The sequence below is a fragment of the Bradyrhizobium sp. SZCCHNR2028 genome (assembly GCF_032380995.1).
Lineage (GTDB): Bacteria > Pseudomonadota > Alphaproteobacteria > Rhizobiales > Xanthobacteraceae > Bradyrhizobium.
This window is the reverse complement of sequence record NZ_JAUHJF010000033.1, coordinates 34,697-57,610: the sequence shown is the minus strand read 5'-3', so window position 1 is coordinate 57,610 and position 22,914 is coordinate 34,697. Positions and strand designations below refer to the sequence as shown.

The 22,914-nt window shown below is 65.5% G+C and carries 23 protein-coding genes, 1 tRNA gene and 1 pseudogene; 11 read left to right on the top strand and 14 right to left on the bottom strand.

What is annotated here, in order from left to right:
* Positions 1-516 precede the first annotated feature (516 nt).
* Complete coding sequence (locus tag QX121_RS30400; RefSeq protein WP_315813782.1) at positions 517-1,398, top strand: Ku protein; 882 nt, start codon at positions 517-519, stop codon at positions 1,396-1,398.
* A 45-nt stretch (positions 1,399-1,443) separates the two neighbouring features.
* On the opposite strand, the gene QX121_RS30395 is transcribed toward QX121_RS30400, so the two are convergent.
* Positions 1,444-1,737 (bottom strand): DUF6496 domain-containing protein, encoded by a 294-nt coding sequence (locus tag QX121_RS30395; RefSeq protein ID WP_315738669.1) that lies wholly within the window; start codon positions 1,735-1,737, stop codon positions 1,444-1,446.
* A 183-nt stretch (positions 1,738-1,920) separates the two neighbouring features.
* The gene (locus QX121_RS30390; protein WP_315738670.1) at positions 1,921-2,100 is read right to left on the bottom strand and encodes a hypothetical protein; all 180 of its coding nucleotides are present in this window, start codon (positions 2,098-2,100) and stop codon (positions 1,921-1,923) included.
* Between QX121_RS30390 and QX121_RS30385 the strand changes: the two genes are divergently transcribed.
* Positions 2,099-2,356 carry a hypothetical protein gene (locus QX121_RS30385; protein WP_315771968.1) on the top strand — a complete coding sequence of 86 codons (258 nt, stop codon included), beginning with the start codon at positions 2,099-2,101 and terminating at the stop codon, positions 2,354-2,356. The two genes, QX121_RS30390 and QX121_RS30385, sit on opposite strands and share 2 nt — an antisense overlap.
* A gap of 179 nt (positions 2,357-2,535) precedes the next feature.
* On the opposite strand, the gene QX121_RS30380 is transcribed toward QX121_RS30385, so the two are convergent.
* From QX121_RS30380 to QX121_RS30355, 6 genes are all read right to left on the bottom strand, one after another.
* Entirely contained in the window at positions 2,536-3,225 is a 690-nt protein-coding gene (locus tag QX121_RS30380; protein WP_315775903.1) for a response regulator transcription factor, read from the bottom strand.
* Positions 3,222-5,939, bottom strand: a complete 2,718-nt coding sequence (locus QX121_RS30375; RefSeq protein WP_315813781.1) for a sensor histidine kinase KdpD — start codon at positions 5,937-5,939, stop codon at positions 3,222-3,224. The genes QX121_RS30380 and QX121_RS30375 overlap by 4 nt, the downstream gene beginning before the upstream one ends.
* A gap of 96 nt (positions 5,940-6,035) precedes the next feature.
* Positions 6,036-6,641, bottom strand: a complete 606-nt coding sequence (locus QX121_RS30370; protein WP_315813780.1) for a K(+)-transporting ATPase subunit C — start codon at positions 6,639-6,641, stop codon at positions 6,036-6,038.
* A 122-nt stretch (positions 6,642-6,763) separates the two neighbouring features.
* Positions 6,764-8,887, bottom strand: a complete 2,124-nt coding sequence (kdpB, locus tag QX121_RS30365) for a potassium-transporting ATPase subunit KdpB (protein ID WP_315813779.1) — start codon at positions 8,885-8,887, stop codon at positions 6,764-6,766.
* 16 nt (positions 8,888-8,903) lie between these two features.
* Positions 8,904-10,607 carry a potassium-transporting ATPase subunit KdpA gene (gene kdpA, locus QX121_RS30360; protein WP_315813778.1) on the bottom strand — a complete coding sequence of 568 codons (1,704 nt, stop codon included), beginning with the start codon at positions 10,605-10,607 and terminating at the stop codon, positions 8,904-8,906.
* A gap of 33 nt (positions 10,608-10,640) precedes the next feature.
* Entirely contained in the window at positions 10,641-10,730 is a 90-nt protein-coding gene (locus QX121_RS30355) for a K(+)-transporting ATPase subunit F (protein WP_042340291.1), read from the bottom strand.
* A 439-nt stretch (positions 10,731-11,169) separates the two neighbouring features.
* Here QX121_RS30355 and QX121_RS30350 point away from each other — a divergent pair, with 439 nt between their 5' ends.
* From QX121_RS30350 to dapA, 4 genes are all read left to right on the top strand, one after another.
* Positions 11,170-11,622, top strand: coding sequence for a hypothetical protein (locus QX121_RS30350; RefSeq protein WP_315813777.1), 453 nt, complete (start codon positions 11,170-11,172; stop codon positions 11,620-11,622).
* 18 nt (positions 11,623-11,640) lie between these two features.
* Positions 11,641-11,925, top strand: a complete 285-nt coding sequence (locus tag QX121_RS30345) for a hypothetical protein (RefSeq protein WP_315813776.1) — start codon at positions 11,641-11,643, stop codon at positions 11,923-11,925.
* 132 nt (positions 11,926-12,057) lie between these two features.
* Positions 12,058-12,333, top strand: a complete 276-nt coding sequence (locus QX121_RS30340; RefSeq protein ID WP_315738679.1) for a hypothetical protein — start codon at positions 12,058-12,060, stop codon at positions 12,331-12,333.
* Complete coding sequence (gene dapA / locus QX121_RS30335) at positions 12,330-13,280, top strand: 4-hydroxy-tetrahydrodipicolinate synthase (protein ID WP_315813775.1); 951 nt, start codon at positions 12,330-12,332, stop codon at positions 13,278-13,280. The genes QX121_RS30340 and dapA overlap by 4 nt, the downstream gene beginning before the upstream one ends.
* Before the next feature lie 36 nt (positions 13,281-13,316).
* On the opposite strand, the gene QX121_RS30330 is transcribed toward dapA, so the two are convergent.
* The 4 genes from QX121_RS30330 to mobB all read right to left on the bottom strand — a co-directional run bounded on the left by QX121_RS30330 (position 13,317) and on the right by mobB (position 17,076).
* Positions 13,317-13,568: a hypothetical protein gene (locus QX121_RS30330; protein ID WP_315738681.1), complete on the bottom strand. Its 252-nt coding sequence runs from the start codon at positions 13,566-13,568 to the stop codon at positions 13,317-13,319.
* Positions 13,569-13,796: 228 nt separating this feature from the next.
* Positions 13,797-15,452 carry an OFA family MFS transporter gene (locus QX121_RS30325; RefSeq protein WP_315771955.1) on the bottom strand — a complete coding sequence of 552 codons (1,656 nt, stop codon included), beginning with the start codon at positions 15,450-15,452 and terminating at the stop codon, positions 13,797-13,799.
* Between the two features lie 732 nt (positions 15,453-16,184).
* Positions 16,185-16,424, bottom strand: coding sequence for a sulfurtransferase TusA family protein (locus QX121_RS30320; protein WP_315738740.1), 240 nt, complete (start codon positions 16,422-16,424; stop codon positions 16,185-16,187).
* Positions 16,425-16,542: 118 nt separating this feature from the next.
* Positions 16,543-17,076, bottom strand: a complete 534-nt coding sequence (mobB, locus tag QX121_RS30315; protein ID WP_315813774.1) for a molybdopterin-guanine dinucleotide biosynthesis protein B — start codon at positions 17,074-17,076, stop codon at positions 16,543-16,545.
* Between the two features lie 242 nt (positions 17,077-17,318).
* On the opposite strand from mobB, the gene mobA reads away from it, so the two are divergent.
* The 3 genes from mobA to QX121_RS30300 all read left to right on the top strand — a co-directional run bounded on the left by mobA (position 17,319) and on the right by QX121_RS30300 (position 19,946).
* Positions 17,319-17,948, top strand: coding sequence for a molybdenum cofactor guanylyltransferase MobA (gene mobA / locus QX121_RS30310; RefSeq protein ID WP_315813773.1), 630 nt, complete (start codon positions 17,319-17,321; stop codon positions 17,946-17,948).
* Positions 17,949-17,957: 9 nt separating this feature from the next.
* Positions 17,958-18,548, top strand: a complete 591-nt coding sequence (locus QX121_RS30305; RefSeq protein WP_315813772.1) for a cation transporter — start codon at positions 17,958-17,960, stop codon at positions 18,546-18,548.
* Between the two features lie 186 nt (positions 18,549-18,734).
* Positions 18,735-19,946 (top strand): ABC transporter substrate-binding protein, encoded by a 1,212-nt coding sequence (locus QX121_RS30300; protein WP_315738686.1) that lies wholly within the window; start codon positions 18,735-18,737, stop codon positions 19,944-19,946.
* 63 nt (positions 19,947-20,009) lie between these two features.
* On the opposite strand, the gene QX121_RS30295 is transcribed toward QX121_RS30300, so the two are convergent.
* Positions 20,010-20,975, bottom strand: a complete 966-nt coding sequence (locus QX121_RS30295) for a TAXI family TRAP transporter solute-binding subunit (RefSeq protein WP_315813771.1) — start codon at positions 20,973-20,975, stop codon at positions 20,010-20,012.
* A 107-nt stretch (positions 20,976-21,082) separates the two neighbouring features.
* On the opposite strand from QX121_RS30295, the gene QX121_RS30290 reads away from it, so the two are divergent.
* Complete coding sequence (locus QX121_RS30290) at positions 21,083-22,048, top strand: tripartite tricarboxylate transporter substrate binding protein (RefSeq protein WP_315738688.1); 966 nt, start codon at positions 21,083-21,085, stop codon at positions 22,046-22,048.
* Between the two features lie 175 nt (positions 22,049-22,223).
* A tRNA-Ile gene (locus tag QX121_RS30285) sits at positions 22,224-22,296 on the top strand.
* A gap of 17 nt (positions 22,297-22,313) precedes the next feature.
* Here QX121_RS30285 and QX121_RS30280 read toward each other — a convergent pair.
* A pseudogene (locus QX121_RS30280) lies at positions 22,314-22,901 on the bottom strand (tyrosine-type recombinase/integrase); the annotation flags it as partial.
* Positions 22,902-22,914: the final 13 nt, after the last annotated feature.

Below are 22,914 nucleotides of genomic sequence, written 5' to 3'. Positions count from 1 at the left end.
CATCAGGCTGGATAGAGGACTTCCACCTCCAAGCTGTCGTTCATACTCGGCACACCACCCATGGCCCGCCTGCGAAAAAAATGCAGGCGGCAGGTACCACAGGTGCAGCCGAGACATCCCGGCCCTCCCTGCGCGACGGCTTTAACGGCTGCTTCGCGTTCTCCTCGGCGCGCCGGGCTTGTTGGCCACCGTGTCGCGACAATGCGCTTGCGCGCATCGCGCTGGATACCAGCATCGGGGTATCAGGACCGCGCGACTTGACCGTGCATGCCGGATTGTTCGTCGGCGCGACTGAATCACGCTGCAATCCGACACACCCATCGCATTCCGCTGCCGACGTCCGTGACGACCGCGATACGTCCCCTCCGACGCAACGGAACGGGTCTGACCATAATGCTGATTTTACGAAGTCGTCAAGCGAATTATTTTTTCCCGAAGCGACCTTCGCCGGGCCCATGGAACCCACACCGACGCTTGCCCGTTGCAGCCTCGTCCGGATTGTCCAAGGAGACCACGATGGCCCCCCGCGCCTATTGGAAAGGCTCGCTCAAACTCTCGCTCGTCAGTTGCCCCGTCGTCCTCTATCCGGCGTCGACCTCGGTGGAGAAGACGCGCTTCCATCTGATCAACCGCGAGACCGGCAACCGGCTCAAGCAGCAGATGGTCGACTCCGAGACCGGCGACATCGTCGAAGGCGACCAGAAGGGCCGCGGCTACGAGCTGTCCAAGGGACAGTACGTCGAGATCGAGCCCGAGGAGCTGGAGGCGGTCCAGATCAAGAGCAACCATACGATCGACATCGACAGCTTCGTGCCGCGCGACGAGATCGACCAGCGCTATCTCAACGATCCCTATTACATCGCCCCCGACGGCAAGGCGGCAATCGACGCCTTCGCGGTGATCCGCGATGCGATGAAGGATCAGGACCGCGTCGCGCTGGCGCGCATCGTGCTGACCAACCGTGAGCATATCATCGCCATCGAGCCGATGGGCAAGGGCATGCTCGGCACCACCCTGCGCTTTCCCTATGAGCTGCGCGACGAAGCTGAGTTCTTCGACGACATCAAGGCGCCGAAGATCACCAAGGACATGGTCGAGCTCGCCGGCCACATCCTGCAGACCAAGGCGGCGCATTTCGATCCCTCGGAGTTCAAGGACCAATACGAGACCGCGCTGAAGGCGCTGGTAAAACGCAAGGCGTCGGGCAAGCCGATCAAGCTACCGGAGCCGGAGGAACGGCCCGACAACGTCGTCAGCCTGATGGATGCGCTGAAGCAGAGCCTGAACGGCAAGAGCGGAAAAAAGACGGCGCGTGCGGCGCCACGGCGGACGAGCACGCATCGACGCACGGCGAAGAAGGCGCATCGGTCGGCGGCGCGGCAGAGGAAGGCGGGCTGAGTACGCCGTAGCCCGGATGAGCGCAAGGCGGCACAATCCCGAGCCTCAGCTTTTCTTCGATGATTTCTTTGCCGTCTTCCGGCTGGTCTTCTTCGTGGTCTTCTTGCTCGATGCCTTCTTGGTTGTCTTTTTCGATGACTTCTTCGCCGATGTCCGCGCGCTCTTCTTCGGCGGCACCTTCTTGCCCTCGCGGCGCGCCTCCGACAGGCCGATCGCGATGGCCTGCTTGCGGCTCTTGACCTTGCGACCGGAACCGCCGCTGCGCAGCGTGCCGGCCTTGCGCTTCTTCATGGCCCGGCCGACCTTGGCCGATGCCTTGCGCGAGTATTGTCGTGCCATAAACATCCTCCCGATTGCGACACGTAAACCGCGTCGGCGAGACGAAAGTTCCAAAGCGCAAGCTGATGCCGCGTACCTCCACACATGCTTTCACGATCGCGGGAATCGAAGCCCGTCGATACATCGAGATTCCAATGCAGCTTCGCGCTCGTCGCTTCGATGACGGATAGACCGAGAAGCCGATCAGACGTTCTGATCCGCCGCATGAGGCGCAACTGGACAAGGCGACGTTCCGAATGATGCGTCCCTGGCCTCTTCCTCAGTCAGCAATTTCAGGAGCACCGTCCGCTTGGACTCATCGTTGAATTCAGCGAGACGTTTCCTGAACAGGATGAGGTTCTGCAGATGAATGTATTCTTCCATGACCGACCTCACTGATGGGAGCCAAGAACAACGCGTCGGGCTGACCTTGATTGAGATGAATTTCGGGCATGATGCTCTTCCCGGTATCGCCGATGACAATCTCTGCGCCGCAGTCGGCAGCCTCGCCCCCCAGAATTCAGATCGCGTTCTGACAAGCCGAGACATGGCACGTCCCGTGTTTACACCATCGTGCATGCAAACGCACGATCAGCTGCGCCGATCAGGTGGCACGACCGCAGTCTCGATCATCCGTTGATCCAGAGAACGGGCGCCTGCGGACGTACTGTGCCGCAGCGCGACATGACCGGTTGGTCAAAATTGCTCGCAAATTTAACGAAACGAGCTGATGCCGCCCGCGGGACACGCAAGCTCGCCCATCGAATGGCGATGTCAACGCCCCTGACACATAGGACCAGTCGGCCGATACGGCCAAGCTCAGTCCGGCGCGCGCAGCCGATAGCCGATGCCGGTCTCGGTCAATACGAATTGCGGGCGCTCGGGATCGGCCTCGATCTTCTGCCTGAGCTGACGCACATAGACGCGCAGATATTGCGCGTCGGTCAATTCGTCCCACAGCTCCTTGAGCAGGAAGCGGTGCGTCAGCACCTTGCCGGCGTGCTGCACCAGGACGCGGAGCAGATCGTACTCCTTGGGCGACAGCTTGATCTCGCGCTCGCCGACCTTGACGATGCGGCGGACGAGATCGACGGAGAGATCGCCGGAGCGGAACACCGGACGCTCGCCCTGCACCTGCAACTGATGCCGCAACGCCGCGCGCAGCCGCGCCAGCAATTCATCCATGCCGAACGGCTTGGTGATGTAGTCGTCGGCGCCGAGATCGAGCGCCTGGACCTTGCCCGCCTCGTCGCCGCGGCTGGACAGCACCACGACCGGCACAGCCTCGTTGCGGCCACGGATGGTACGCAGCAGCTCGAGCCCGTCGATGTCGGGCAGGCCAAGGTCGAGAATGATCAGCGCCGGCTCCTGGCCCAACAGATCCAGCGCAATCCTGCCGTTCGAGGCTTCGAGAATCTCGTAGCCCTGCGTGGTCAGGCCCATCCGCAGCAGCTTGCGGATCGGCGGCTCGTCGTCAATCACGAGCACCTTGATCGGAGCGCCGGTCATGCGGCCGTATCCAGCGGTCTGGCCTGCGCCGGCACCGGCAGGCGGATGGTGAGGACCGCGCCGCGCCGATCGGTGCGGTTGCCGGCGAAGATGCGGCCATGCATCGCCTCGATGAAGCCGCGCGAGATCGCGAGCCCCAGCCCCGTGCCGGGCCGCACCTGGTCGCCCTTCTGCACGCGATAGAACTTGTCGAACACGTGCTCGACCTCCGCGGCGGGAATGCCGTCGCCTTCGTCACGGATCTCGAGCACGACCCAGTTGTTGTCGCGGGCCGCACGGATCGCGATCGAGGTCTCGGGAGGCGCATATTTGGCGGCGTTGTCGAGCAGATTGAACAGCACCTGCTCGAACAGCACCGCGTCGACCTCGACCATCGGCAGATCGGGCGCCAGCTCCAGCGAGACATGATGACCGGCGAGGATCTTGCCCGCGCGCCGCAGCGCGCTGCCGACGATCTCGCCGACGTCGTGCAGCGCGGCGTTCGGCACGATCGCGCCCGATTCCAGCTTGGTCATGTCCAGGAGATTGGCGATGAAGCGGTTGAGCCGCTCGGATTCGTCGATGACGGTGGCGAGCAGGTCGAGCTTCTCCTTGTCGGACAGCCTGGCGGCCAGATCGCGCATCGTCGAAGCCGCGCCGAGCACGGAGGCAAGCGGCGTCTTCAGATCGTGCGAGATCGAGGTGAGCAGCGCCGAACGCAGCCGGTCCTGCTCCATGGTGCGCTTGACCTTGTCCATGTCCTCGACCAGCAGCACGCGCTCGATCGCGAGCGCGCCCTGATCGACCAGGGCATCGAGCAGCCGGCGCTGGTCTGGCGTCAGCAGCGGCCCGGTACGATCGTCGTCGATGCCAATGACACCGATCGAGCCGCGCCCGGTGCGCATCGGCAGGAACAGGCGCTTCGCGCCGGGCAGCGTGTCGGAGCCGCGGCCCGCTGCGCGGTCGTTGCTCCAGGCCCAGCTCGCAGCGGCGAGATCGGCGTCGTCGAGCTGATCCTCCGGCGGATAGCCGGTCATGACCGTGAGCTTGCCGTCCTGCGGCAGCAGCAGCACGACCCGCACCTTCAGCATCAACGCCGCCTGATAGGCCGTCGCCCACAGCACGTCGTCGAGGGTCGCGGTGCCCGCGAGCTTGCGGCTGAAGGCGTAGAGCTGCTCGGTGGTCCGGATGCGCTGGGTGGCCGAATCCGCCTGAACGCGCACGCGCGCGGCGACGTTGGACACCAGGATGGCGATCAGCATGAAGAAGAAGAACGCGCCGATGTTGGTCGGATCGGTGATCGTGAACGTATACAGCGGCGGCAGGAAGAAGAAGTTGTAGCAGAGCGAGGCGGCGAGGCTCGCCAGCAGCGACGGCCCAAGACCGTAACGCGCGGCGACGCCGACCACGGCGGTCAGGAACACCAGATCGACGTTCTCGATACCGAAGAAGGGCTGGATGAGCTCGGCGAGGCCAAGGCCGACAGCCGTGATCAGCAGCGCCATCAGATAGGGCTTTGGCTGCAGCGGCTCGCTGCGCGGGCGCGTCTGCACCGACGGGCTCGGCGTGTCCGGCGCCTCCTCGCCGGCGATCACGTGGATGCTGATGTTGCCGGCGCGCCTGACGAGGTCATGCACCACCGAGCCCCTGATGATCTCGAACAGGCGCGAGCGGCTCGACTTGCCGATGATGATCTGGGTGACGTTGTTGGCCTGCGCGAAGCTGATGAGGTCATCCGCGATGCGCCGGCCGACGCCCGGAATCGTCAGCGCCTCGCCGCCGAGGGTCTCGGCCAGCCGCAGCGTATCGGCGAGCCGGTCGCGCTGCTTGTCGGAGAGCTGCAGATTGCGCCGGGTCTCGATGGTAACGGCGGTCCACGGCGCGTGGACACGGTCGGCGAGCCGCTTGGTGTAGCGCACCAGCCCGGTCGCCCGCGGATCCTCCGACACGCAGACGAGGATCCGCTCGCCGGCTGCCCAGGGTCCGGCGATGGCGTTGGCCTGCATGTGGGTGAGCAGTTGCTCGTCGACGCGCTCGGCCGTCCGGCGCAGCGCGAGCTCGCGCAGCGCGGTCAGATTGCCGGGCGAGAAATAATGCTCCAGCGCGCGCTCGGCCTGTTTGGGGACATAGACCTTGCCCTCCTTCAGCCGCTGGATCAGATCGTCGGGCGTGAGGTCGATCAGCTCGATGGCATCGGCCCGATCGAGGATCGAGTCCGGGACGGTCTCGCGTACGCGCACATGGGTGATCTGGGCGACGACGTCGTTGAGGCTCTCGATGTGCTGGACGTTGACCGCCGTGTAGACGTCGATGCCGTGCGACAGCAGCTCCTCGACGTCGAGATAGCGCTTGGGGTGGCGGCTGCCGGCGGCATTGGTGTGCGCAAGCTCGTCGACGATCGCGAGCTTGGGACGGCGCGCGATCACGGCATCCAGATCCATCTCCTCGACGATCTGGTCCTTGTAGGAAATATGTTTGCGCGGGACGACCTCCAGGCCGCGCACCAGCGCCTCGGTCTCGGCGCGGCCATGGGTCTCGACGAAGCCGATGACGACGTCGACGCCGGCCCTCAGCTTGGCATGCGCGCTCGACAGCATCTCATAGGTCTTGCCGACGCCGGGGGCGGCGCCGACGAAGATCTTGAGCTTGCCGGCAGGACTGTCCTCCCGCCGGGCCGCTTCGAGCAGGGCTTCCGGCGAGGGACGTTGGTCAGGATCGCGGCGTTGACTGGCCATGCGGCATTATAGACGGAGGGACCTCGGCGCCAAGGCCAGGACCGTTAAGGCCAGGACCTTTAAGGCCAAGACCCTCAAGGCGCGGCCGGCAAGGCTTCATTGCGGTTTGGCAGCATCGAGCGCCAGATTGAGCGCCAGCACGTTAACGCGGGGTTCGCCGAGCAGCCCGAGCAGACGGCCCTGGGTCTGCTGAGCGATCAGGCTGCGGACGCTGGCCTCCGGCAAGCCGCGTGCCTTGGCCACCCGCGGCACCTGGAACAGCGCCGCCTCCGGCGAGATGTCCGGATCGAGCCCGCTCGCCGAGGTCGTCACCAGATCGACCGGCACGGCCTGGGCGGGATTCTCCGCCTTCAGCTTGTCGACGTCCTCCTTGACGCGGTCGGCCAGCGCCTTGCTGGTCGGGCCCAGATTGGAGCCGGACGAGTTGGCGGCGTTGTAGGGTGCCGGCACGGTCTTGGTCGCATCGTTCGGATCGGCGGCCGAGGTCGCGGACGGGCGGCCGTGGAAATATTTGTCGTCCTTGAACTCCTGGCCGATCAGCGCCGAGCCGATCACCTGGCCGTTGCGCGTGATCAGGCTGCCCTCGGCCTGCGCCGGAAACACGAAGCCGGCGACGGCGGTCATGGCGAGCGGATAGAACAGCCCGGTGATCAGGGTCAGCGCGAGCAGGATGAAAATGGCGGGACGGATTTCTTTGAGCATTGTGGTGTCTCCTGTTTCTCTCCCGTCATTGCGAGCGAAGCGAAGCAATCCAGAGTCTTCAAGCCGTGATAGTCTGGATTGCTTCGTCGCTTCGCTCCTCGCAATGACAGCGGTTGTGGTTGTCAAGCCAAATGCAAGGCGGTCACGATCAGGTCGATCGCCTTGATGCCGATGAAGGGGATGATGATGCCGCCTAAGCCGTAGATCATCAGGTTGCGGCCGAGCAACGCGCCGGCGCCGATGGCGCGGTAGGCGACGCCCTTCAGCGCCAGCGGGATCAGCGCGATGATGACGAGCGCGTTGAAGATGATCGCCGACAGGATCGCGCTCTGCGGGCTCGCGAGGTTCATGACGTTCAGCACGTTGAGCTGCGGGTAGAACGCCAGGAACATCGCCGGGATGATGGCGAAATACTTGGCGACGTCGTTGGCGATCGAGAACGTCGTCAGTGCGCCGCGCGTCATCAGCAGCTGCTTGCCGATCTCCACCACCTCGATCAGCTTGGTCGGGTTGGAGTCGAGGTCGACCATGTTGCCGGCCTCGCGCGCGGCCTGCGTGCCGGTGTTCATGGCGACGCCGACATCGGCCTGCGCCAGCGCCGGCGCGTCATTGGTGCCGTCGCCGCACATCGCCACCAGCTTGCCCTTGGCCTGCTCGTCGCGGATGAGCTTGAGCTTGTCCTCGGGCGTCGCCTGCGCCAGGAAATCATCGACGCCGGCTTCGGCGGCGATCGCCGCCGCGGTCATCGGGTTGTCGCCGGTGATCATGATGGTGCGGATGCCCATCCGGCGCAGCTCGGCGAAGCGTTCGCGGATGCCGCCCTTGACGATGTCCTTGAGCTGGACGACGCCGAGCAGGCGCCCGTCCCTGGCGACCGCGAGCGGCGTGCCGCCGGATTTGGCGATGTCGTCGGAGATTGCACGGATCTCGCGGACAAGCTCGCTCTCGACCGGCTGGACCGCGCGCACCGTATTGCCGGAGACGGGCTGGGTCGGGCCGCCGCCGCCGCCGATGGAGTTGAGGATGGCGTCGACCGCGCCCTTGCGCACCGAGGAGCCGCCGGCATCGACGCCGCTCATGCGGGTCTGCGCCGTGAACGGCACGAAGGTGGCGCCGAGCTCGGCCATGTCGCGGCCGCGGATGCCGTACTTCTCCTTCGCGAGCACCACGATCGAGCGGCCCTCCGGTGTCTCGTCGGCGAGCGAAGCGAGCTGCGCCGCGTCGGCGAGCTCCTGCTCACTCACGCCCCTGACGGGACGGAACGCAGTCGCCTGGCGATTGCCGAGCGTGATGGTGCCGGTCTTGTCGAGCAGGAGCGTATCGACGTCGCCGGCGGCCTCGACCGCACGGCCGGACATCGCCAGCACGTTGAAGCGCACCAGGCGGTCCATGCCGGCGATGCCGATCGCCGACAGCAGCGCGCCGATCGTGGTCGGGATCAGGGTCACGAACAGCGCCACCAGCACCACCACCGAGATCGAGCCGCCGGCATAGGCCGCGTAGCTCGGGATGGTCACGGTCGCGAACACGAAGATGATGGTGAGGCCGGCGAGCAGGATGTTGAGCGCGATCTCGTTCGGCGTCTTCTGCCGCTCCGCGCCCTCGACCAGCTTGATCATGCGGTCGATGAAGGTCGAGCCTTGCGCGGCCGTGATCTTGACGCGGATCCAGTCCGACAGGACCTGGGTGCCGCCGGTCACCGCCGAGCGGTCGCCGCCGGATTCGCGGATGACGGGAGCGGACTCGCCGGTGATGGCGGCCTCGTTGACCGAGGCGACGCCTTCGATCACCTCGCCGTCGGAGGGGATAGTGTCGCCGGCCTCGACCAGCACGATGTCGCCGACCTTCAGGCTGGTGCCGGGCACGAGCTTGTAGGTGTGATCGGCCGGGTTCGTGCCCGTCAGCAGCTTGGCCTGGCTCTCGGTGCGCGTCTTGCGCAGCGAATCCGCCTGCGCCTTGCCGCGGCCTTCGGCGACCGCTTCGGCGAAGTTGGCGAACAGCACGGTGAACCACAGCCAGAGAATGATCTGGAAGGTGAAGCCGAGGTTCGCTCCGCCGGTGACGACGTCGCGCAGGAAGATCACCGTGGTGAGCGCGGCGACGACCTCGACCACGAACATCACGGGGTTCCTGATCATCAGCCGCGGGTCGAGCTTGACGAGCGCCGCCTTGATGGCCGGCAGCACGATCTTCGGGTCGAGCATCGTCGACATCGACGAGCGCTTCTGCAGTTTCATGGTGTCCATGGAGGTTGCTCCGAGATCAAAACACGGTGCCGGCGGTCATCGCGAGGTGCTCGACGATCGGACCCAAGGCGAGTGCGGGGAAGAAGGTGAGGCCGCCGATGATCAGGATGACGCCGACCACGAGGCCGACGAACAGGCCGCCGGTGGTCGGGAACGTGCCGGCCGAGGGCGGGATCGACTTCTTCTGCGCGAGCGAGCCCGCGATCGCCATCGCCGGGATGATCATGAAGAAGCGGCCGACGAACATCGAGGACGCGAGCGTGAGGTTGTAGAAGAAGGTGTTGCCCGTGAGTCCTGCGAACGCCGAGCCGTTGTTGGCGGTCGCCGAGGTGAAGGCGTAGAGCACCTCGGTGAAGCCATGCGGGCCGGCATTGGCCATCGACGCCACGGCCGAGGGCAGCACGACGGCGACCGCGGTCCAGCCGAGATACATCAGCGGCAGCACCAGGATCGCCAGCATCGCCATCTTGACCTCGCGGGCCTCGATCTTCTTGCCGACATATTCCGGCGTGCGCCCGACCATCAGGCCGGCGACGAAGATCGCGAGCACGACGAACAGCAGCATGCCGTAGAGGCCGGCGCCGACGCCACCGACGATGATCTCGCCGAGCTGCATGTTGATGAGCGGGATCATGCCGCCGAGCGCGGTGAAGCTATCATGCATGGCGTTGACGGCGCCGCAGGACGCCGCCGTGGTGATCACGGCGAACAGCGACGAGGCGACGATGCCGAAGCGGACCTCCTTGCCCTCCATGTTGCCGCCGGTCAGTCCCAGCGCGTTCAACGTGGTCGTACCGTTGGCCTCGGCCCAGTAGGTGATAGCGACGCCGGCGATGAACAGGACGCCCATCACGGCGAGGATCGCCCAGCCCTGGCGCTGATTGCCGACCATGCGGCCGAACACGTTGGTGAGGCCGGCACCGAGCGCGAAGATCGAGAGCATCTGGATGAAGTTCGACAGCGCGTTCGGGTTCTCGAACGGATGCGCGGCGTTGGCATTGAAGAAGCCGCCGCCATTGGTGCCGAGCATCTTGATCGCGACCTGCGAGGCCACCGGGCCGACCGCGATGGTCTGCTTCGCCCCTTCCAGCGTGGTCGCCTCGACATAGGGCCCGAGCGTCTGCGGGATGCCCTGCCAGACCAGGAACAGCGTGTAGACGATGCAGAGCGGCAGCAGCACATAGAGCGTGCATCTGACGACATCGACCCAGAAATTGCCGACGGTCCGCGCCGAGGCGCGTGAGAAGCCGCGGATCAGCGCGATCGCGAGCACGATGCCGGTTGCGGCCGACAGGAAGTTCTGGTGCGTCAGGCCGAGCATCTGCACGAGATAGGAGACCGTGCTCTCGCCGCCGTAGTTCTGCCAGTTGGTGTTGGTCAGGAAGCTGATCGCGGTGTTGAAGGAGAGATCCTCAGCGACCGCGGACTGTCCTGCGGGATTGAACGGCAGCACGGCCTGCAAGCGCATCACGCCGTAGATGATCAGGAAGCCGCCGACATGGAACAGCAGCATCGCGACCGTGTAGGTCAGCCAATGCTGCTCGCGCCGCTCGTCGACGCCGCCGATCCAATAGATCGCGGACTCCACCGGCCGCAGCACCGGCGAGAGCAAGGTTCGCTCGCCATTGAAGACGCGCGTCATGTACCAGCCGAGCGGCTTGGCGAGCGCGACGATGACGGCGCAGTAAAGCAAGATCTGGATCCAGCCGATCACAGTCATGGGATGTGTCCTTGAAGGTGCGAGAGCCGGCGGTCAGAACCGCTCGGGCCGCAACAGCGCGTAGGTGAGATAGATCAGAAGGCCGAGCGACACGGCGCCGGCGAGCGAATAGTCGAAGATCATGGCGCGTCTCCTAGAGTCGCTCGCAGGCGTAGGTATAGCCGATCGCCAAGGCGAAGAAGCCGGCGGCCAGCGCCAGCATCAGGATGTCAAGCATGGTGTGCTCCTCATGCGCGCGAAAGACGCGCAATGCGTGGAGCGGCCGCGAGCGCCGGTGCAGCCACGGTCCGTTCCATGGCGGACAGATGGCATCGGGCCTCGTAGGTTTTCGAGACGGCACCACCGGCTGAGTTATAGGAATCTCATAAAGACCGCGGCATTCCCCGGGCAAAATCGCCCGGCTGCGGGCCTCGTCCGCATATGAGCGGCCGCACGGCGGAGGCGTCTTTATGCGCCGCTTATTTCTCTCAGCCTCCGCCCCTCTCGCATTCCTACGGCGCCGTCGGCCACATTGCCGGTCAGGGCCCACCGGGCCAACGCTCACTGACGACGGGAGGCCAGCATGGCTGCCTTGACGACACGACCGGATGTGCCGGAGCCGGCACAGATCGCGCAGACCACCACGGCGATGCTGGCGGCTTTGCTTGACGACGACGAGGGAGTCTCACCCTTGTCGGCGCGCGGGCGGCGCCGGCTGCGGATCGCACGATTCCTGGAGGTCGAGGCGCGGATCGATGCCGCGCTCGAGCTGATCGCGCTGCAACTGCCGCAATGGCAGCTCCGCCGCATCGCCTATGATGACGGCGAATGGCACTGCGCATTGTCGCAACAGCGCGAATTGCCGGACTGGCTCGATCGTTGCGCTGAAGCCCGCCACAGCGATCTCGCCCTCGCCATTCTCCACGCCGCGGCCGAAGCCCGCCGTCTCGAGCCGAGCGTCTCGCAGCCTGACGCAAGGCGCGGCATCACGACGGAGCCGGCGGTCGCCGACCTGCTCTGCTGCGACAATTTCTGAGCCGCCGTCATTGCCGCGATGTTGCTTTCCGCTGACAAGGCCACGGAGCTTCCGGCCGCCAGGGTGCTGCTTCGATTTCTGCTACGAATGTTGGTCCTCATCCTGTTCGCCGCGTTCGGCAGCATCGGCTTCGGTCGCAGCCTCGCTGCCCTGCTCTGGATGACGACGATCCTGTGTGCCGTGCTCGCGATGCTGCGCCGGGAGCGCGTGTCCGCCGCGAGCCTGAACCATTGGGACGAGATGATCGGCTACACCGCGCTCTATTGCGCGGTGATGGCGCTGATCCAGCCGTCCGGAAACTAAGCGCCCTTACACCGCTCTTATGCGATCGCACGCGGCGCCATCTCGAATTCCTACCCCTCGCCTTCGATATTGCCGTCCATGAGCGCCGATCGTTCCGACCGGCCTGCTCACACCACAACAAGGAACAGTCCCGTGAAAAGTCTCGAACCCCCATCGTGCAACATGCCGGCCCCCGCGCTCGTCTTCATCGGCAAGAACGGACATGGCCAGTGGGTCGCCCAGGAGCAGAATGGGCTCTATGGCGGCCTGTTCGTGAGCCGTGCCGAGGCGATGAAATATGCGCTGTTCGAGAACGGCCACCACCCGGAAACCATCGTCGAGCTCGCGCGCACGATCGAGCTCGATGCCGATGGCCGGCTTGCTCCGATCGGTCTGCTGTTCGCGAGCGGAAGGCGACCGGTCGCATGAGCGATGCGCTCAGGATGCACCCTGGATCGGCCGCACGCTGGCTCGCCGGCACCATCGCGGACATTCCAACCCCGTTCGATGCCAATGGTGCGCTCGACCGCCCGGCGCTCGCCAGACTGTGCGAGCGGCAGATCGAAGCGGGCGCCAGCGCGATCCTGGTCTGCGAGACCGCAGGCGAAGCATCTACGCTCACCGCGGCAGAGCGCGAACAGGTCATTCGCACGGCAGTGACGGCGGCCGCCAATCGGGTCCACGTCATCGCCGGAGCAGGATCCAACGCGACGCTCCAGGCCGTGCAGAACACCCGCCAGGCGGCAGCCGCCGGCGCGGATGCGATCATGTCGGTGGTCCCTTACTACAACCGACCTACGGCAGAGGGAATCTACGCGCATTTCCGCGCCGTCGGCGACGCGACGGCGCTGCCGGTCATTCTGCACGATTGCCCGTCGCGCACGGGACGCGCACTGCCCGACGATACACTGGTGCGCCTTGCGCGGTGGGCGCAATTCGTCGGCCTGCGTGACGGCACCGGCGATATCGGACGGACCGTACATCTGCGATCGCGGCTTCCGGTCGGCTTCCGCCTGCTATCAGGCGACGATGCGACGGCGGTGCCGTTCGCAGCCGCCGGAGGCGACGGCAACATCTCGCTGGTGGCCAACGTCGCACCGCAGCTCTGCGGCGCGCTTTTCGCCTATTGTCAGCGCGCCCGCTGGAGCGCTGCGCGACGGCTACATCATCAGTTGCTGCCGCTGATCGAGGCATTCAGCCGCGATACGCCGGCCGCAGTCAAATACGCGCTCAGTCTCCAGGGGCTCATCGCCGCCGGCGTTCGTCTGCCATTGACAGCTTTGGACTCTCCCACGATGGCAGCCGTCATGCAGGCCATGACGCTGCTCAGCGCTCACACCGCAGCCGCGTCACGGAGGCAGGAGGTCCGGTGTTGAGAGGGCCCACCGCGCGGTGCCGCGAGGACCGATCGTTCAGAAGCTCCCTTTGTCGTCAACAATCTGCGGCGACCGCGGCCGGACTCTCGCATCACCCGGCAGCGACGGAGACGCCACGGAACTGCGCCGACAGAGCAGCTCGTTGCGCAAGCGCCGCAGCTTGGCCGCGGCGATCGCGGCATGAATGGTCCTGAAGATGCCGCGCAGCGTCTTGATTGGATGCGGCCGCCGGATGGCTCTCAGGCCGATAGCGCCGCGGGCTTCGCGAAACAGGTCAACCGCGCTCATGTCCATTCTCCGTCGGGCCGGCGCCAGATCCGGCCGGCAAGGCGGAAGATGGAGCCCAGCAGCGTAGGAATGCGAGAGAGGCCGAATTCGTCTCGTATAGGAAATCAATAAGTGCAAGGAGGTTCGGCGCTTTCGCGGTAAGCGAGCTTCCACCTAGCGGCCGCGCAGCACCGCGCAAAAAAAAGGGGCGGCCGATCCGGCCGCCCCGTTTGTATCATCGTCGATCGGTCAGAAGATCTTGACCGCGCTTTCCAACGTCTTCCAGACGCCCCAGGCCAGCGGCACGCCGACGAAGGCCCAGAACAGGGCGGCCTTGACGTCGAGGCCGCCCTTGCCGATGCCGAACGACCCGTGCTGGATCGCCGACTCGTTCTTGGCGAGCTCCGCCTGGTACTTCGCGACTTCGTCCGCGCTCATGTTCCACTTGTCATCGACGGGCTTGATCAGGAAGTTGCAGATCAGGCCGGCGAGCAGCATGGCGCAGAGGATATACATCGTCGTGTTGTACAGCTGGTCGCGCGGCACGCCGGCGGCGAGCTGGAACTCGCGGATGTAGTTGACGACCACCGGACCGATGATGCCGGCCGTCGCCCACGCGGTCAGCAGCCGGCCGTGGATGGCACCGACGAACTGGGTGCCGAACAGGTCGGCCAGATAGGCAGGTACGGTCGCGAAGCCGCCGCCATACATCGAGAGGATGATGGCGAAGGCCCCCACGAAGAGCAGCTTGGACCCCATCGCTGCGAAGGTCGGCGCCAGCGCATAGAGCACGATGCCGATCAGGAAGAAGCAGTAATAGGTGTTCTTGCGGCCGATGTGATCCGAGAGCGACGCCCAGAAGAAGCGGCCGCCGATGTTGAACAACGACAACAGGCCGGCAAAGCCTGCCGCGATGCCCGCGATCGCAGCCTTCTGGCCGGCGTCGAGCTGGTTGAAGCTGACGTCGGGCAGACCGATCAGCTTGCCGGCGAAGATCTCCTGCAGCATCGGCGAGGCCATGCCGATCACGCCGATGCCTGCCGACACGTTCAAGCAGAGCACCCACCAGACCAGCCAGAACTGCGGAGTCTTGTGCGCGTTGTCGAGATGCACATGGTGCTCCGAGATCATTGCCTTCTTGACCGCAGGCGGCGTCCAGCCTTCGGGCTGCCAGCCGACCGGAGCGACGCGATAGGCAAAGGCACCGATCATCATGAAGACGAAGTAGATCACGCCCATCGTGACGAAAGTCTCCCAGACACCCACCGAGGTCGGGGTCTTGAAGTAGTTCATCAGCAGGTTGGCGAGCGGAGCACCGATCATCGCGCCGCCGCCGAAGCCCATGATGGCCATGCCGGTCGCCATGCCGCGCCGGTCCGGGAACCATTTCACCAGGGTCGACACCGGCGAGATGTAGCCGAGGCCGAGGCCGATGCCGCCGATGACGCCGGCGCCGACCCACATCATCCAGAGCTGGTGCACATAGATGCCAAGCGCTGCGATCAGCAGGCCGCCACCCCAGCAGCAGGCCGCAACGGCACCCGCCTTGCGCGGTCCGGCCCGCTCGAGCCAGCCACCCCAGACCGCCGCGGAGCCACCCAGCAGTACGAAGAACAGGGTGTACATCCAGCCAAGACTTGCGACCTTCCAGTCGCAGGTCGTCGTGAACAGCTCCTGCACCAGGGTCATGTCCGGGCAGGCCTGAGTCTTGGTCACGCCGATCGCGCGCGACAGCGGCAGCCAGAACACCGAGAAGCCATACGCCATGCCGATGCACAGATGGATGCACAGCGCAGCCGGAGGAACCAACCAGCGGTTGAACCCCGCCTTGGCGACCGTGTGCTCACGATCGAAGATCCCCGCTTGCGAGCCCGGGAGCGTGCCCGCGCTTTCAATGGTAGCCATGCATTCCTCCCCTACGGACTCCCGTCCAACGCAACAACGTCATGTTCTGTCCCCTTGATCAGAATCAATACGCCCACTCACCCCGCCCGCTATCGCGTACCAGAGCAGTCCCGCAACGCACAAACGCTCATCATTGGCTCGATGCGCATAACACCCCACCCGAGACGTTATGCCCTCACCATCTTTGTGCCGCTGTTCTGCCTGGCCCGCTCCCCAGCGGGCATGACTCGTCTCCCGCAACCTCCGCGGAAGCGTCTCAATTGGTGCAGAACTGAGGCAAATTGTCGATAGTAAAATGGTAATAATCGGTCGATCTTCGTGGATTGATCGCACTGCAGCGGGAATGTGTTGCTAACAAACACACAAATTCACGTGCAACCAACGCGACCGCCACTCACGGCTGTAGCCACATTGCTCTCGATTACTTTCCGGACGCGTCACGACCATTCCTGATGGAATCAACTAATGAGATGTCCGGGCGATCAGCAACGGGACACGGCTTAAGGCCGCATGCGCGCGCTCGCGGAAACGTGAAGACGAAGCAACTTGTCCTTGCCTGGCAACAGCGTCGCAAGCCTGGACTGAGAACGCGGCATTGTTGTGAGCTCGGGTTGACGCCGCTGCGACGATAGGAAGCAGCACGATCCCTTGACACATCGATGCGTCGAGATAGCACGCACGAACTACGTAGTTCGAGCAACCTGCAGCAGAGGATGTTCACCGCCGCACGGGTCATCCGGCCGGTCCCGCCGCCTTCTCGATCCGAAACAGAATGCCGCGCTCGGTGCGATCGACGCTCTCCACCCGATCTCCGGTCTCCCGTACCAGATTCGGGATGTCGATCACCGCAAGCGGGTCGGTACAGCACACTTCGAGCCGCTCTCCCGCCTTGAGCGTCCGTAATGCCTTCCGGGTCTTCAGCACCGGCAGTGGGCACTTCAGGCCCGTCAGATCCAGCCTCGTCATCATCATGTGCGCGACCATGGCCAAGCGGTTCCGGCACGTCAACCGGGCCGCACCATCACGGGAACCCTGAACTGGGTTCCTGGGATGCCAGGAACACTGGCGTTGCGAACTCGCGCGAGTTCCATCACGGAACACCAAGTTTGTCGCACAACGCCAGAACGTCCGCCAGCGGCATCGCGAGATGGCGGACGAGCGCCGCGATCGCCGGGATATCGTCGAGATGAACGCGCGGCAGCACGGTCTCGACATCGCCGTCGCTGGCGAGCCCGACGATGCCTGGATCATCGGGAAACAGCAGCGGCTTGCCGTTGGCTGTGCGATGCACCTCGATGCGGCGATGCGGCCCGGCCTTGTAGCCTTCGATGACGACCAGATCGACGGGAGACAACTTCGCCAGAAGCTCCGCGAGTGCCGGCTCCCTTGCGCCGCGCAGCTCGTGCATCAGCGCCCAGCGCGTGCCCGACGCGACGAGGACCTCCTCGGCACCGGCCTCGCGATGCCGCCACGAATCCTTGCCGGGAAGGTCGACGTCGAACTTGTGATGGGCATGCTTGATCACCGAGACGCGCAGTCCCTGCCCCTTGAGATGAGGAATCAGCCGCGTCAGCAGCGTGGTCTTGCCGGCGCCGCTCCAGCCGGCGAGGCCGATGACTTTCATCGCGGTCTCCAGAAAAGCCCCGGCGCTTTCGCACAGCCAGGAGCGCGGAATCGATCGATGGCCCGAAGGCCGGGTGGAACGCCATGTCCACGCTTCGCGCTGTCATGCCAGCAGCCCCGCGGACCAGGCAAGGCCCGTAAGCGAGGGGCATGCCGGTGCGTGCGGCCGCCCCGCAGACTCAAATGGTGGATCGTGCGCGCCAACGCTGACGCCCTGGCAGCAGTCGTGGTAACGAACCCGCGATGACAGCCATGACCTCGACTTCGATCCCCGGCGTGCTGCTCGCCGGCGGTCGCGCGCAGCGGATGGGCGGCGGCGACAAGCCGTTGCGCATGGTCGACGGCCGCACCATCCTGGAGCGCGTGATCGCGCGGCTGGCGCCGCAGTGCAGCCGGCTGATCCTCAATGCCAATGGCGACCCCGCGCGCTTCGCAGGCAACGGCCTGACAGTCGTGCCAGATGGTGTCGTCGGCTTTCCGGGCCCGCTCGCCGGCATTCTCGCCGGCCTCGACTGGGTTGCGGCGCACATGCCGGAGGCACGGTGGATGCTGAGCGCCGCCGGCGACTGTCCATTCCTGCCGCGTGATCTGGTCGCACGGCTGGCGACAGCGCGGGCGGCGGAGCAGGCCGAACTGGCGTTGGCGGCGTCCGGCGGACAGATCCACCCAGTGATCGGGCTGTGGCCGGTCGGGCTGCGCGAGGACCTTCGCCACGCCCTGGTCGCGGAGGACATCCGGAAGGTCACCCGCTTCACGGCGCGCTACAAGGTCGCGACCGTGAGCTGGCCGTCGGTTCCGCTGGATCCGTTCTTCAATGCCAATACCGCGCTCGACCTCGCCGAGGCGGAGCGGCTCGCAGCTCTCGAGGATTGAGGACGCCTGATGGACGCGACAACCATGGTCCGCCGCGCCGTGCTCGCCGTTGCCGTGCTCAATCTCGGATATTTCGGCATCGAGTTCGCCGTGGCGTTGGCGATCGGCTCGGTGTCACTGTTCGCCGACAGCGTCGATTTTCTGGAAGATGCCTCGGTCAACATCCTGATTGCGCTGGCGCTGCGCTGGAGCCCGCCGCGGCGGGCGCTGCTCGGCAAGGTGCTGGCGCTGATCCTGCTGGCGCCGGCGATCGCCGGACTGTGGACCGCCGGCGAGAAGTTCTTCACGCCGATCGTGCCCGCGCCGCTGCCGCTCACCGTGACCGGCCTCGGCGCGCTGATCGTCAATCTCGGCTGCGCGCTGATCCTGGCGCGGGTCAGGGACCACCGGGGCAGCCTGACCCGCGCCGCCTTCCTGTCCGCACGCAACGACGCCTTCGCCAACATCGCGATCATCGCGGTCGGTCTCGTGACCGCCTTTGTGTGGCCCTCGATCTGGCCCGACCTGATCGTGGGCGTCGGCATCGCACTGATGAATGCGGACGCCGCGCGCGAGGTGTGGGAGGCTGCGCACGAGGAGCAAATGACCGCCAAGGCCTGAACGGCCGAGGAGCCTGCGCGCGTGCGCGACGACCTCGCTGCTTGCGGCGTTGCAGCGCACAGGATCGCTCCACCGCTCCGCCGTCCGGCACGATTGACGGCCGCCCTGGATTGATTGCAGATAGGCGGACCGGCCGGCAGAGCCGGAACAAACAACGGCATCATGCCGGTATCGGTGGAGGACTGATTGCAACTCAGCTGCTTGAAGCGGGCGGCGTGGGCCGCAGCCGCGCTGCTGGTCACGACCGCCGCGCAGGCCGAGATCTCCGACAACGTCGTCAAGATCGGCGTGCTCAGTGACATGAACGGCCCGGCCTCGACGCCGACCGGACAAGGGTCCGTCACCGCGGCGCAGATGGCGGTCGATGATTTCGGCGGCAAGGTGCTGGACAAGCCGATCAGCGTCATCGTCGGCGATCATCAGCTCAAGCCCGACATCGGCGCGGCGATCGCGCGCCGCTGGTACGACACCGAGCAGGTCGATCTCATCGTCGACGTGCCCGTCTCCGCGGTGGGCCTCGCCGTGCAGACCATCGCCACCGAGAAGAAGAAGCTGTTCATCACCCAGTCGACCGGTTCCGCCGATTTCCACGGCAAGTTCTGCTCGCCCTACGCGATGCAATGGGTGTTCGACACCCGCGCACTCGCCACCGGCACGGCGAAGGAGGTCGTCAAGCGCGGCGGCGACAGCTGGTTCTTCATCACCGACGACTACGCCTTCGGCCATTCGCTGGAGCGCGACGCGTCGAGCGTCGTCACCGCCAATGGCGGCAAGGTCGTGGGCGCGGTGCGGCCGCCATTCGCGACGCCGGATCTGTCGTCCTTCATCCTGCAGGCGCAGGCCTCCAAGGCCAAGATCATCGGCATCGCCGCCGGCCCGCCCAACAACATGAACGAGATCAAGACCGCATCCGAGTTCGGCCTGCTCAAGGGCGGACAGCAGATGGCGGCTTTGCTCGCGCTGGTCACCGACATCCATTCGCTCGGCCTGCCGGCGGCGCAGGGGCTCCTGCTCACCACCTCGTTCTACTGGGACATGGACGACAAGACGCGGGAATGGTCGAAGCGCTATTTCGCCAAGATGAACCGGATGCCGACGATGTGGCAGGCCGGCGTCTATTCCGCAGTCATGCACTATCTCAACGCCATCAAGGCGGCGGGCAGCGACGATCCGCTCGCGGTCGCCGCGAAGATGCGGGACACGCCGGTCGAGGACTTCTTCGCCCGCAACGGCAAGCTGCGCGCCGACAATCTCATGGTGCACGATCTCGTGCTGGCGCAGGTGAAATCGCCGGAGGAGAGCAAATATCCCTGGGACTACTACAAGATCCTCGCGACCATCAAAGGCGATGACGCGTTCGGGCCGCCCGATCCGGCGTGCCCCTTGATCAAGAAGTGAGGGCGCCGCAACGATGAAGGCATCGTCCCGGCGAACGCCGGCGTTCGACGGGACGACAGCGGTTCACTTGGCAACGCCAATCACTTTCAAATATCGCATCACGCCTGGATGGATCAGTGCGAGATCGGGCGCTGCCGCAACGGTGTTGGCGGCCGTGGTCTCGCAGGCCTGCGCCAGCGTCCTGCACAGCGCGGCTTCCGCGCCATGCAGCGTCTTCGCCAGCCGGTAGGCAACGTCGTCGGGCAAGGTCTCGCGCACCAGCACGAAGCTCCATGACCCGATCGAATCGATCGCCGCGTCCTGCCCGGCATAGCTGCCGGCGGGCACCGTCAGGGCCTTGAGGAAACCGTGCTTCGCCCTGACCTGCGCGATCTCCTCGGCGGACGGCGCGATGAAGCGGGCACCGCCCGGCGCCTTGGCCATCGCCGCGAAGCCGGGCCAGCCGATGCCGGCGCCCCACAGCGCCGCGGCGCGCCCGTCCTGCACCATGGCCGGGCCGTCGCCAGCACGGTCGAGATAGATCGCCTTGAAGTCCTGGTCCTGCTGCAGGCCGAGCCCGTCGAGCATGTAGCGCGACATGATCGGCAGGCCCGAGCCCTTGGCGCCGAACACCACCGTCTGGCCGACGAGATCGCGGATGCTGCGATAAGGACTGTCGGCGCGCACCACGAACAGGCCCGGGCTGGAAAAGATCGCGGTCAGGATCTTGAGCCGCGTCTTGGGGCGGTCGATGCCCATGAAGGCCTGGTAGGCCGGCTCGCCGGCGACGAGGCCGAGATCGAGCTCACCCTGCTCCAGCAGCGGAATGTTCTCGTTGCTGCCCTTGGTGTTGCGCGTGACGATCGCAAGCCCGGCATCGGCGTCATTCAGGGCCTTGGCGAAGGCATCGCCATAGAGCGGAAAGCCGCCGCCTGGCGTCGCGGTCCCGAGACTGATCGTGAGCTTGCTGATGGCGTTCCCTCCCTGCTGCGCTGCGGCGGCGCTGGACACCAGCGCAACGGCAAGGCCGAGCATTCGCAACGACGTCATGAGCCTGCCTTTCCCTGCCTGCGCGTCCGACACAAGCTTGTATGCAAGCGTGCAGATCTATGGAAGCATGTCGCCAAAGACGACGACAAGAACTTCGGGAGGACGAGATGAAGTGGGCGCGCACGTTCCTGGCCGGCCTGGTGGTCACGGCATGCCTGGCGATACAACCGGCCGCGGCGGCCTACCCCGACCGTCCGATCCGCTGGCTGATCGGCTTTGCACCGGGCGGGCCGGTCGACATCGTCGCGCGCATCATGGCGCAGTGGCTGTCCGATCGGCTCGGCCAGCAGGTGGTGGTCGAGAACCGCACCGGCTCGGGCGGCAACATCGCCGCAGCCGCCGCGATCAACGCGCCGCCGGATGGCTACACGCTGCTGTTCGTCGCGCCCAACAACGCGATCAGCACCTCGCTCTACAAGAAGCTGCCTTACGACTTCATCCGCGACACCGTGCCGGTCGCCAGCATCATGCAGCTCACCAACATGCTGGTGGTCAGCAACGACGTGCCGGCCAAGACCGTCAAGGAGTTCATTGACTATTGCAAGGCCAACCCCGGCAAGATCGCCTTCGCCTCCTCGGGCAATGGCACCTCGGTGCACATGGCGGCCGAGCTGTTCAAGGCGATGACCAAATGCGACATGCTGCACGTGCCCTATCGCGGCTCGGCGCTGGCGTTCCCGGACATCATCTCCAACAAGGTGCAGTTGATCTTCGACAATCTGCCGACGGCGCTGGAGCAGGCGCGCGGCGGCAGCGTGCGCGCGCTCGGCGTCACCTCGCCGCAGCGCTGGCCGACGGTGCCGGACGTCCCGGCGATCGCCGAGACCGTGCCGGGCTACGAATCGGTTGGCTTCTACGGCATCTCGGCGCCCAAGGGCACGCCGCCTGAGATCGTCGAGATTCTCAACAAGGCGGTCGGCGAGGCGCTGAAGGACCCCAAGCTGGTGGCACGGCTCACCGAGACCGGCGGCATCCCGCGCGCGATGACGCCGGCGGAGTTCGGCAAGCTGGTCGTCGACGAGACCGAGAAGTGGCGCAAGGTGGTGGAATTCGCCGGGGTTTCGGTGGACTAGCGTCGCGGCGGGCCGAGACCGGGCCGGCGGCGACGGCGGCGCGCCAAAACGATCCGGTAGCGGCATTGCCGGATGGCTGGCCAGGCTGTAAACGGAGCCCGAACCGTCGTTGGGGTTCCACACCGCGCCGGACAGGCCCGCTCCTGCCCGCCGCCAGCAAGACCTCCGCGCCGCGGGGCCTGTAGCTCAATGGTTAGAGCCGACCGCTCATAACGGTCTGGTTGCAGGTTCGAGTCCTGCCGGGCCCACTCGCAAAGTCAATAGTTTACGGCTTGCGGGCCAAGTGCCTCTCCAGGTCAACCACTGTTTCGACCACCGATACGTTCTGCTTGCGGTCCTTTGACGTAATCGCGGCCGCGGCCTCGCGCATGTAATCCGGATGATGATGGCCATATGTGTCGAGCAGTACCTTGACCGACATTCCGAGAAAACCTGAGGCCTGCCAGGGGTCGGCGCGCCTCTGCATGAGCCGCGTCGCTGCCGTGTGGCGCAGCGTGTGCGGCGAGATATTCCCCTCCCTCAGCGACAGCCCTGACAGCCGCACCGCGGTCGCAAATCCAGTTTTGACGGATTTGACCGGCTGGCCGTTCCATTCGACGAAGTGCGAACGCACTGCGCCGCGCCGCGTCCAGCGCCGCATGTGCGCCAAAAGCCGTCCTGGTATCGGTACTGGAGGCTGCCGCTTGTTAGTCGCTCGCTTGCCCTCCGCGAGGCGATAGAAGATCCCCCGATCGAGATCGACGAATGACCGGCCTCCGTCGCGCTCAGGCGAAGCCGACGCGATGGCCCCAGCGCGCGTACCAGTGTACAACCCGATCAGCAAGAAACGGGCGATATGGCGCAGCGGCCGCCGGCTCGGAGAATTC

Excerpts from the sequence above, each read along its gene's own strand:
- QX121_RS30400 (WP_315813782.1), top strand. The coding sequence starts at position 517 with ATGGCCCCCCGCGCCTATTGGAAAGGCTCGCTCAAACTCTCGCTCGTC.
- QX121_RS30395 (WP_315738669.1), bottom strand. The coding sequence starts at position 1,737 with ATGGCACGACAATACTCGCGCAAGGCATCGGCCAAGGTCGGCCGGGCC.
- QX121_RS30385 (WP_315771968.1), top strand. The coding sequence starts at position 2,099 with ATGACCGACCTCACTGATGGGAGCCAAGAACAACGCGTCGGGCTGACC.
- QX121_RS30390 (WP_315738670.1), bottom strand. The coding sequence starts at position 2,100 with ATGGAAGAATACATTCATCTGCAGAACCTCATCCTGTTCAGGAAACGT.
- QX121_RS30380 (WP_315775903.1), bottom strand. The coding sequence starts at position 3,225 with ATGACCGGCGCTCCGATCAAGGTGCTCGTGATTGACGACGAGCCGCCG.
- QX121_RS30375 (WP_315813781.1), bottom strand. The coding sequence starts at position 5,939 with ATGGCCAGTCAACGCCGCGATCCTGACCAACGTCCCTCGCCGGAAGCC.
- QX121_RS30370 (WP_315813780.1), bottom strand. The coding sequence starts at position 6,641 with ATGCTCAAAGAAATCCGTCCCGCCATTTTCATCCTGCTCGCGCTGACC.
- kdpB (WP_315813779.1), bottom strand. The coding sequence starts at position 8,887 with ATGGACACCATGAAACTGCAGAAGCGCTCGTCGATGTCGACGATGCTC.
- kdpA (WP_315813778.1), bottom strand. The coding sequence starts at position 10,607 with ATGACTGTGATCGGCTGGATCCAGATCTTGCTTTACTGCGCCGTCATC.
- QX121_RS30355 (WP_042340291.1), bottom strand. The coding sequence starts at position 10,730 with ATGATCTTCGACTATTCGCTCGCCGGCGCCGTGTCGCTCGGCCTTCTG.
- QX121_RS30350 (WP_315813777.1), top strand. The coding sequence starts at position 11,170 with ATGGCTGCCTTGACGACACGACCGGATGTGCCGGAGCCGGCACAGATC.
- QX121_RS30345 (WP_315813776.1), top strand. The coding sequence starts at position 11,641 with ATGTTGCTTTCCGCTGACAAGGCCACGGAGCTTCCGGCCGCCAGGGTG.
- dapA (WP_315813775.1), top strand. The coding sequence starts at position 12,330 with ATGAGCGATGCGCTCAGGATGCACCCTGGATCGGCCGCACGCTGGCTC.
- QX121_RS30330 (WP_315738681.1), bottom strand. The coding sequence starts at position 13,568 with ATGAGCGCGGTTGACCTGTTTCGCGAAGCCCGCGGCGCTATCGGCCTG.
- QX121_RS30325 (WP_315771955.1), bottom strand. The coding sequence starts at position 15,452 with ATGGCTACCATTGAAAGCGCGGGCACGCTCCCGGGCTCGCAAGCGGGG.
- QX121_RS30320 (WP_315738740.1), bottom strand. The coding sequence starts at position 16,424 with ATGATGATGACGAGGCTGGATCTGACGGGCCTGAAGTGCCCACTGCCG.
- mobB (WP_315813774.1), bottom strand. The coding sequence starts at position 17,076 with ATGAAAGTCATCGGCCTCGCCGGCTGGAGCGGCGCCGGCAAGACCACG.
- mobA (WP_315813773.1), top strand. The coding sequence starts at position 17,319 with ATGACAGCCATGACCTCGACTTCGATCCCCGGCGTGCTGCTCGCCGGC.
- QX121_RS30305 (WP_315813772.1), top strand. The coding sequence starts at position 17,958 with ATGGACGCGACAACCATGGTCCGCCGCGCCGTGCTCGCCGTTGCCGTG.
- QX121_RS30295 (WP_315813771.1), bottom strand. The coding sequence starts at position 20,975 with ATGACGTCGTTGCGAATGCTCGGCCTTGCCGTTGCGCTGGTGTCCAGC.
- QX121_RS30290 (WP_315738688.1), top strand. The coding sequence starts at position 21,083 with ATGAAGTGGGCGCGCACGTTCCTGGCCGGCCTGGTGGTCACGGCATGC.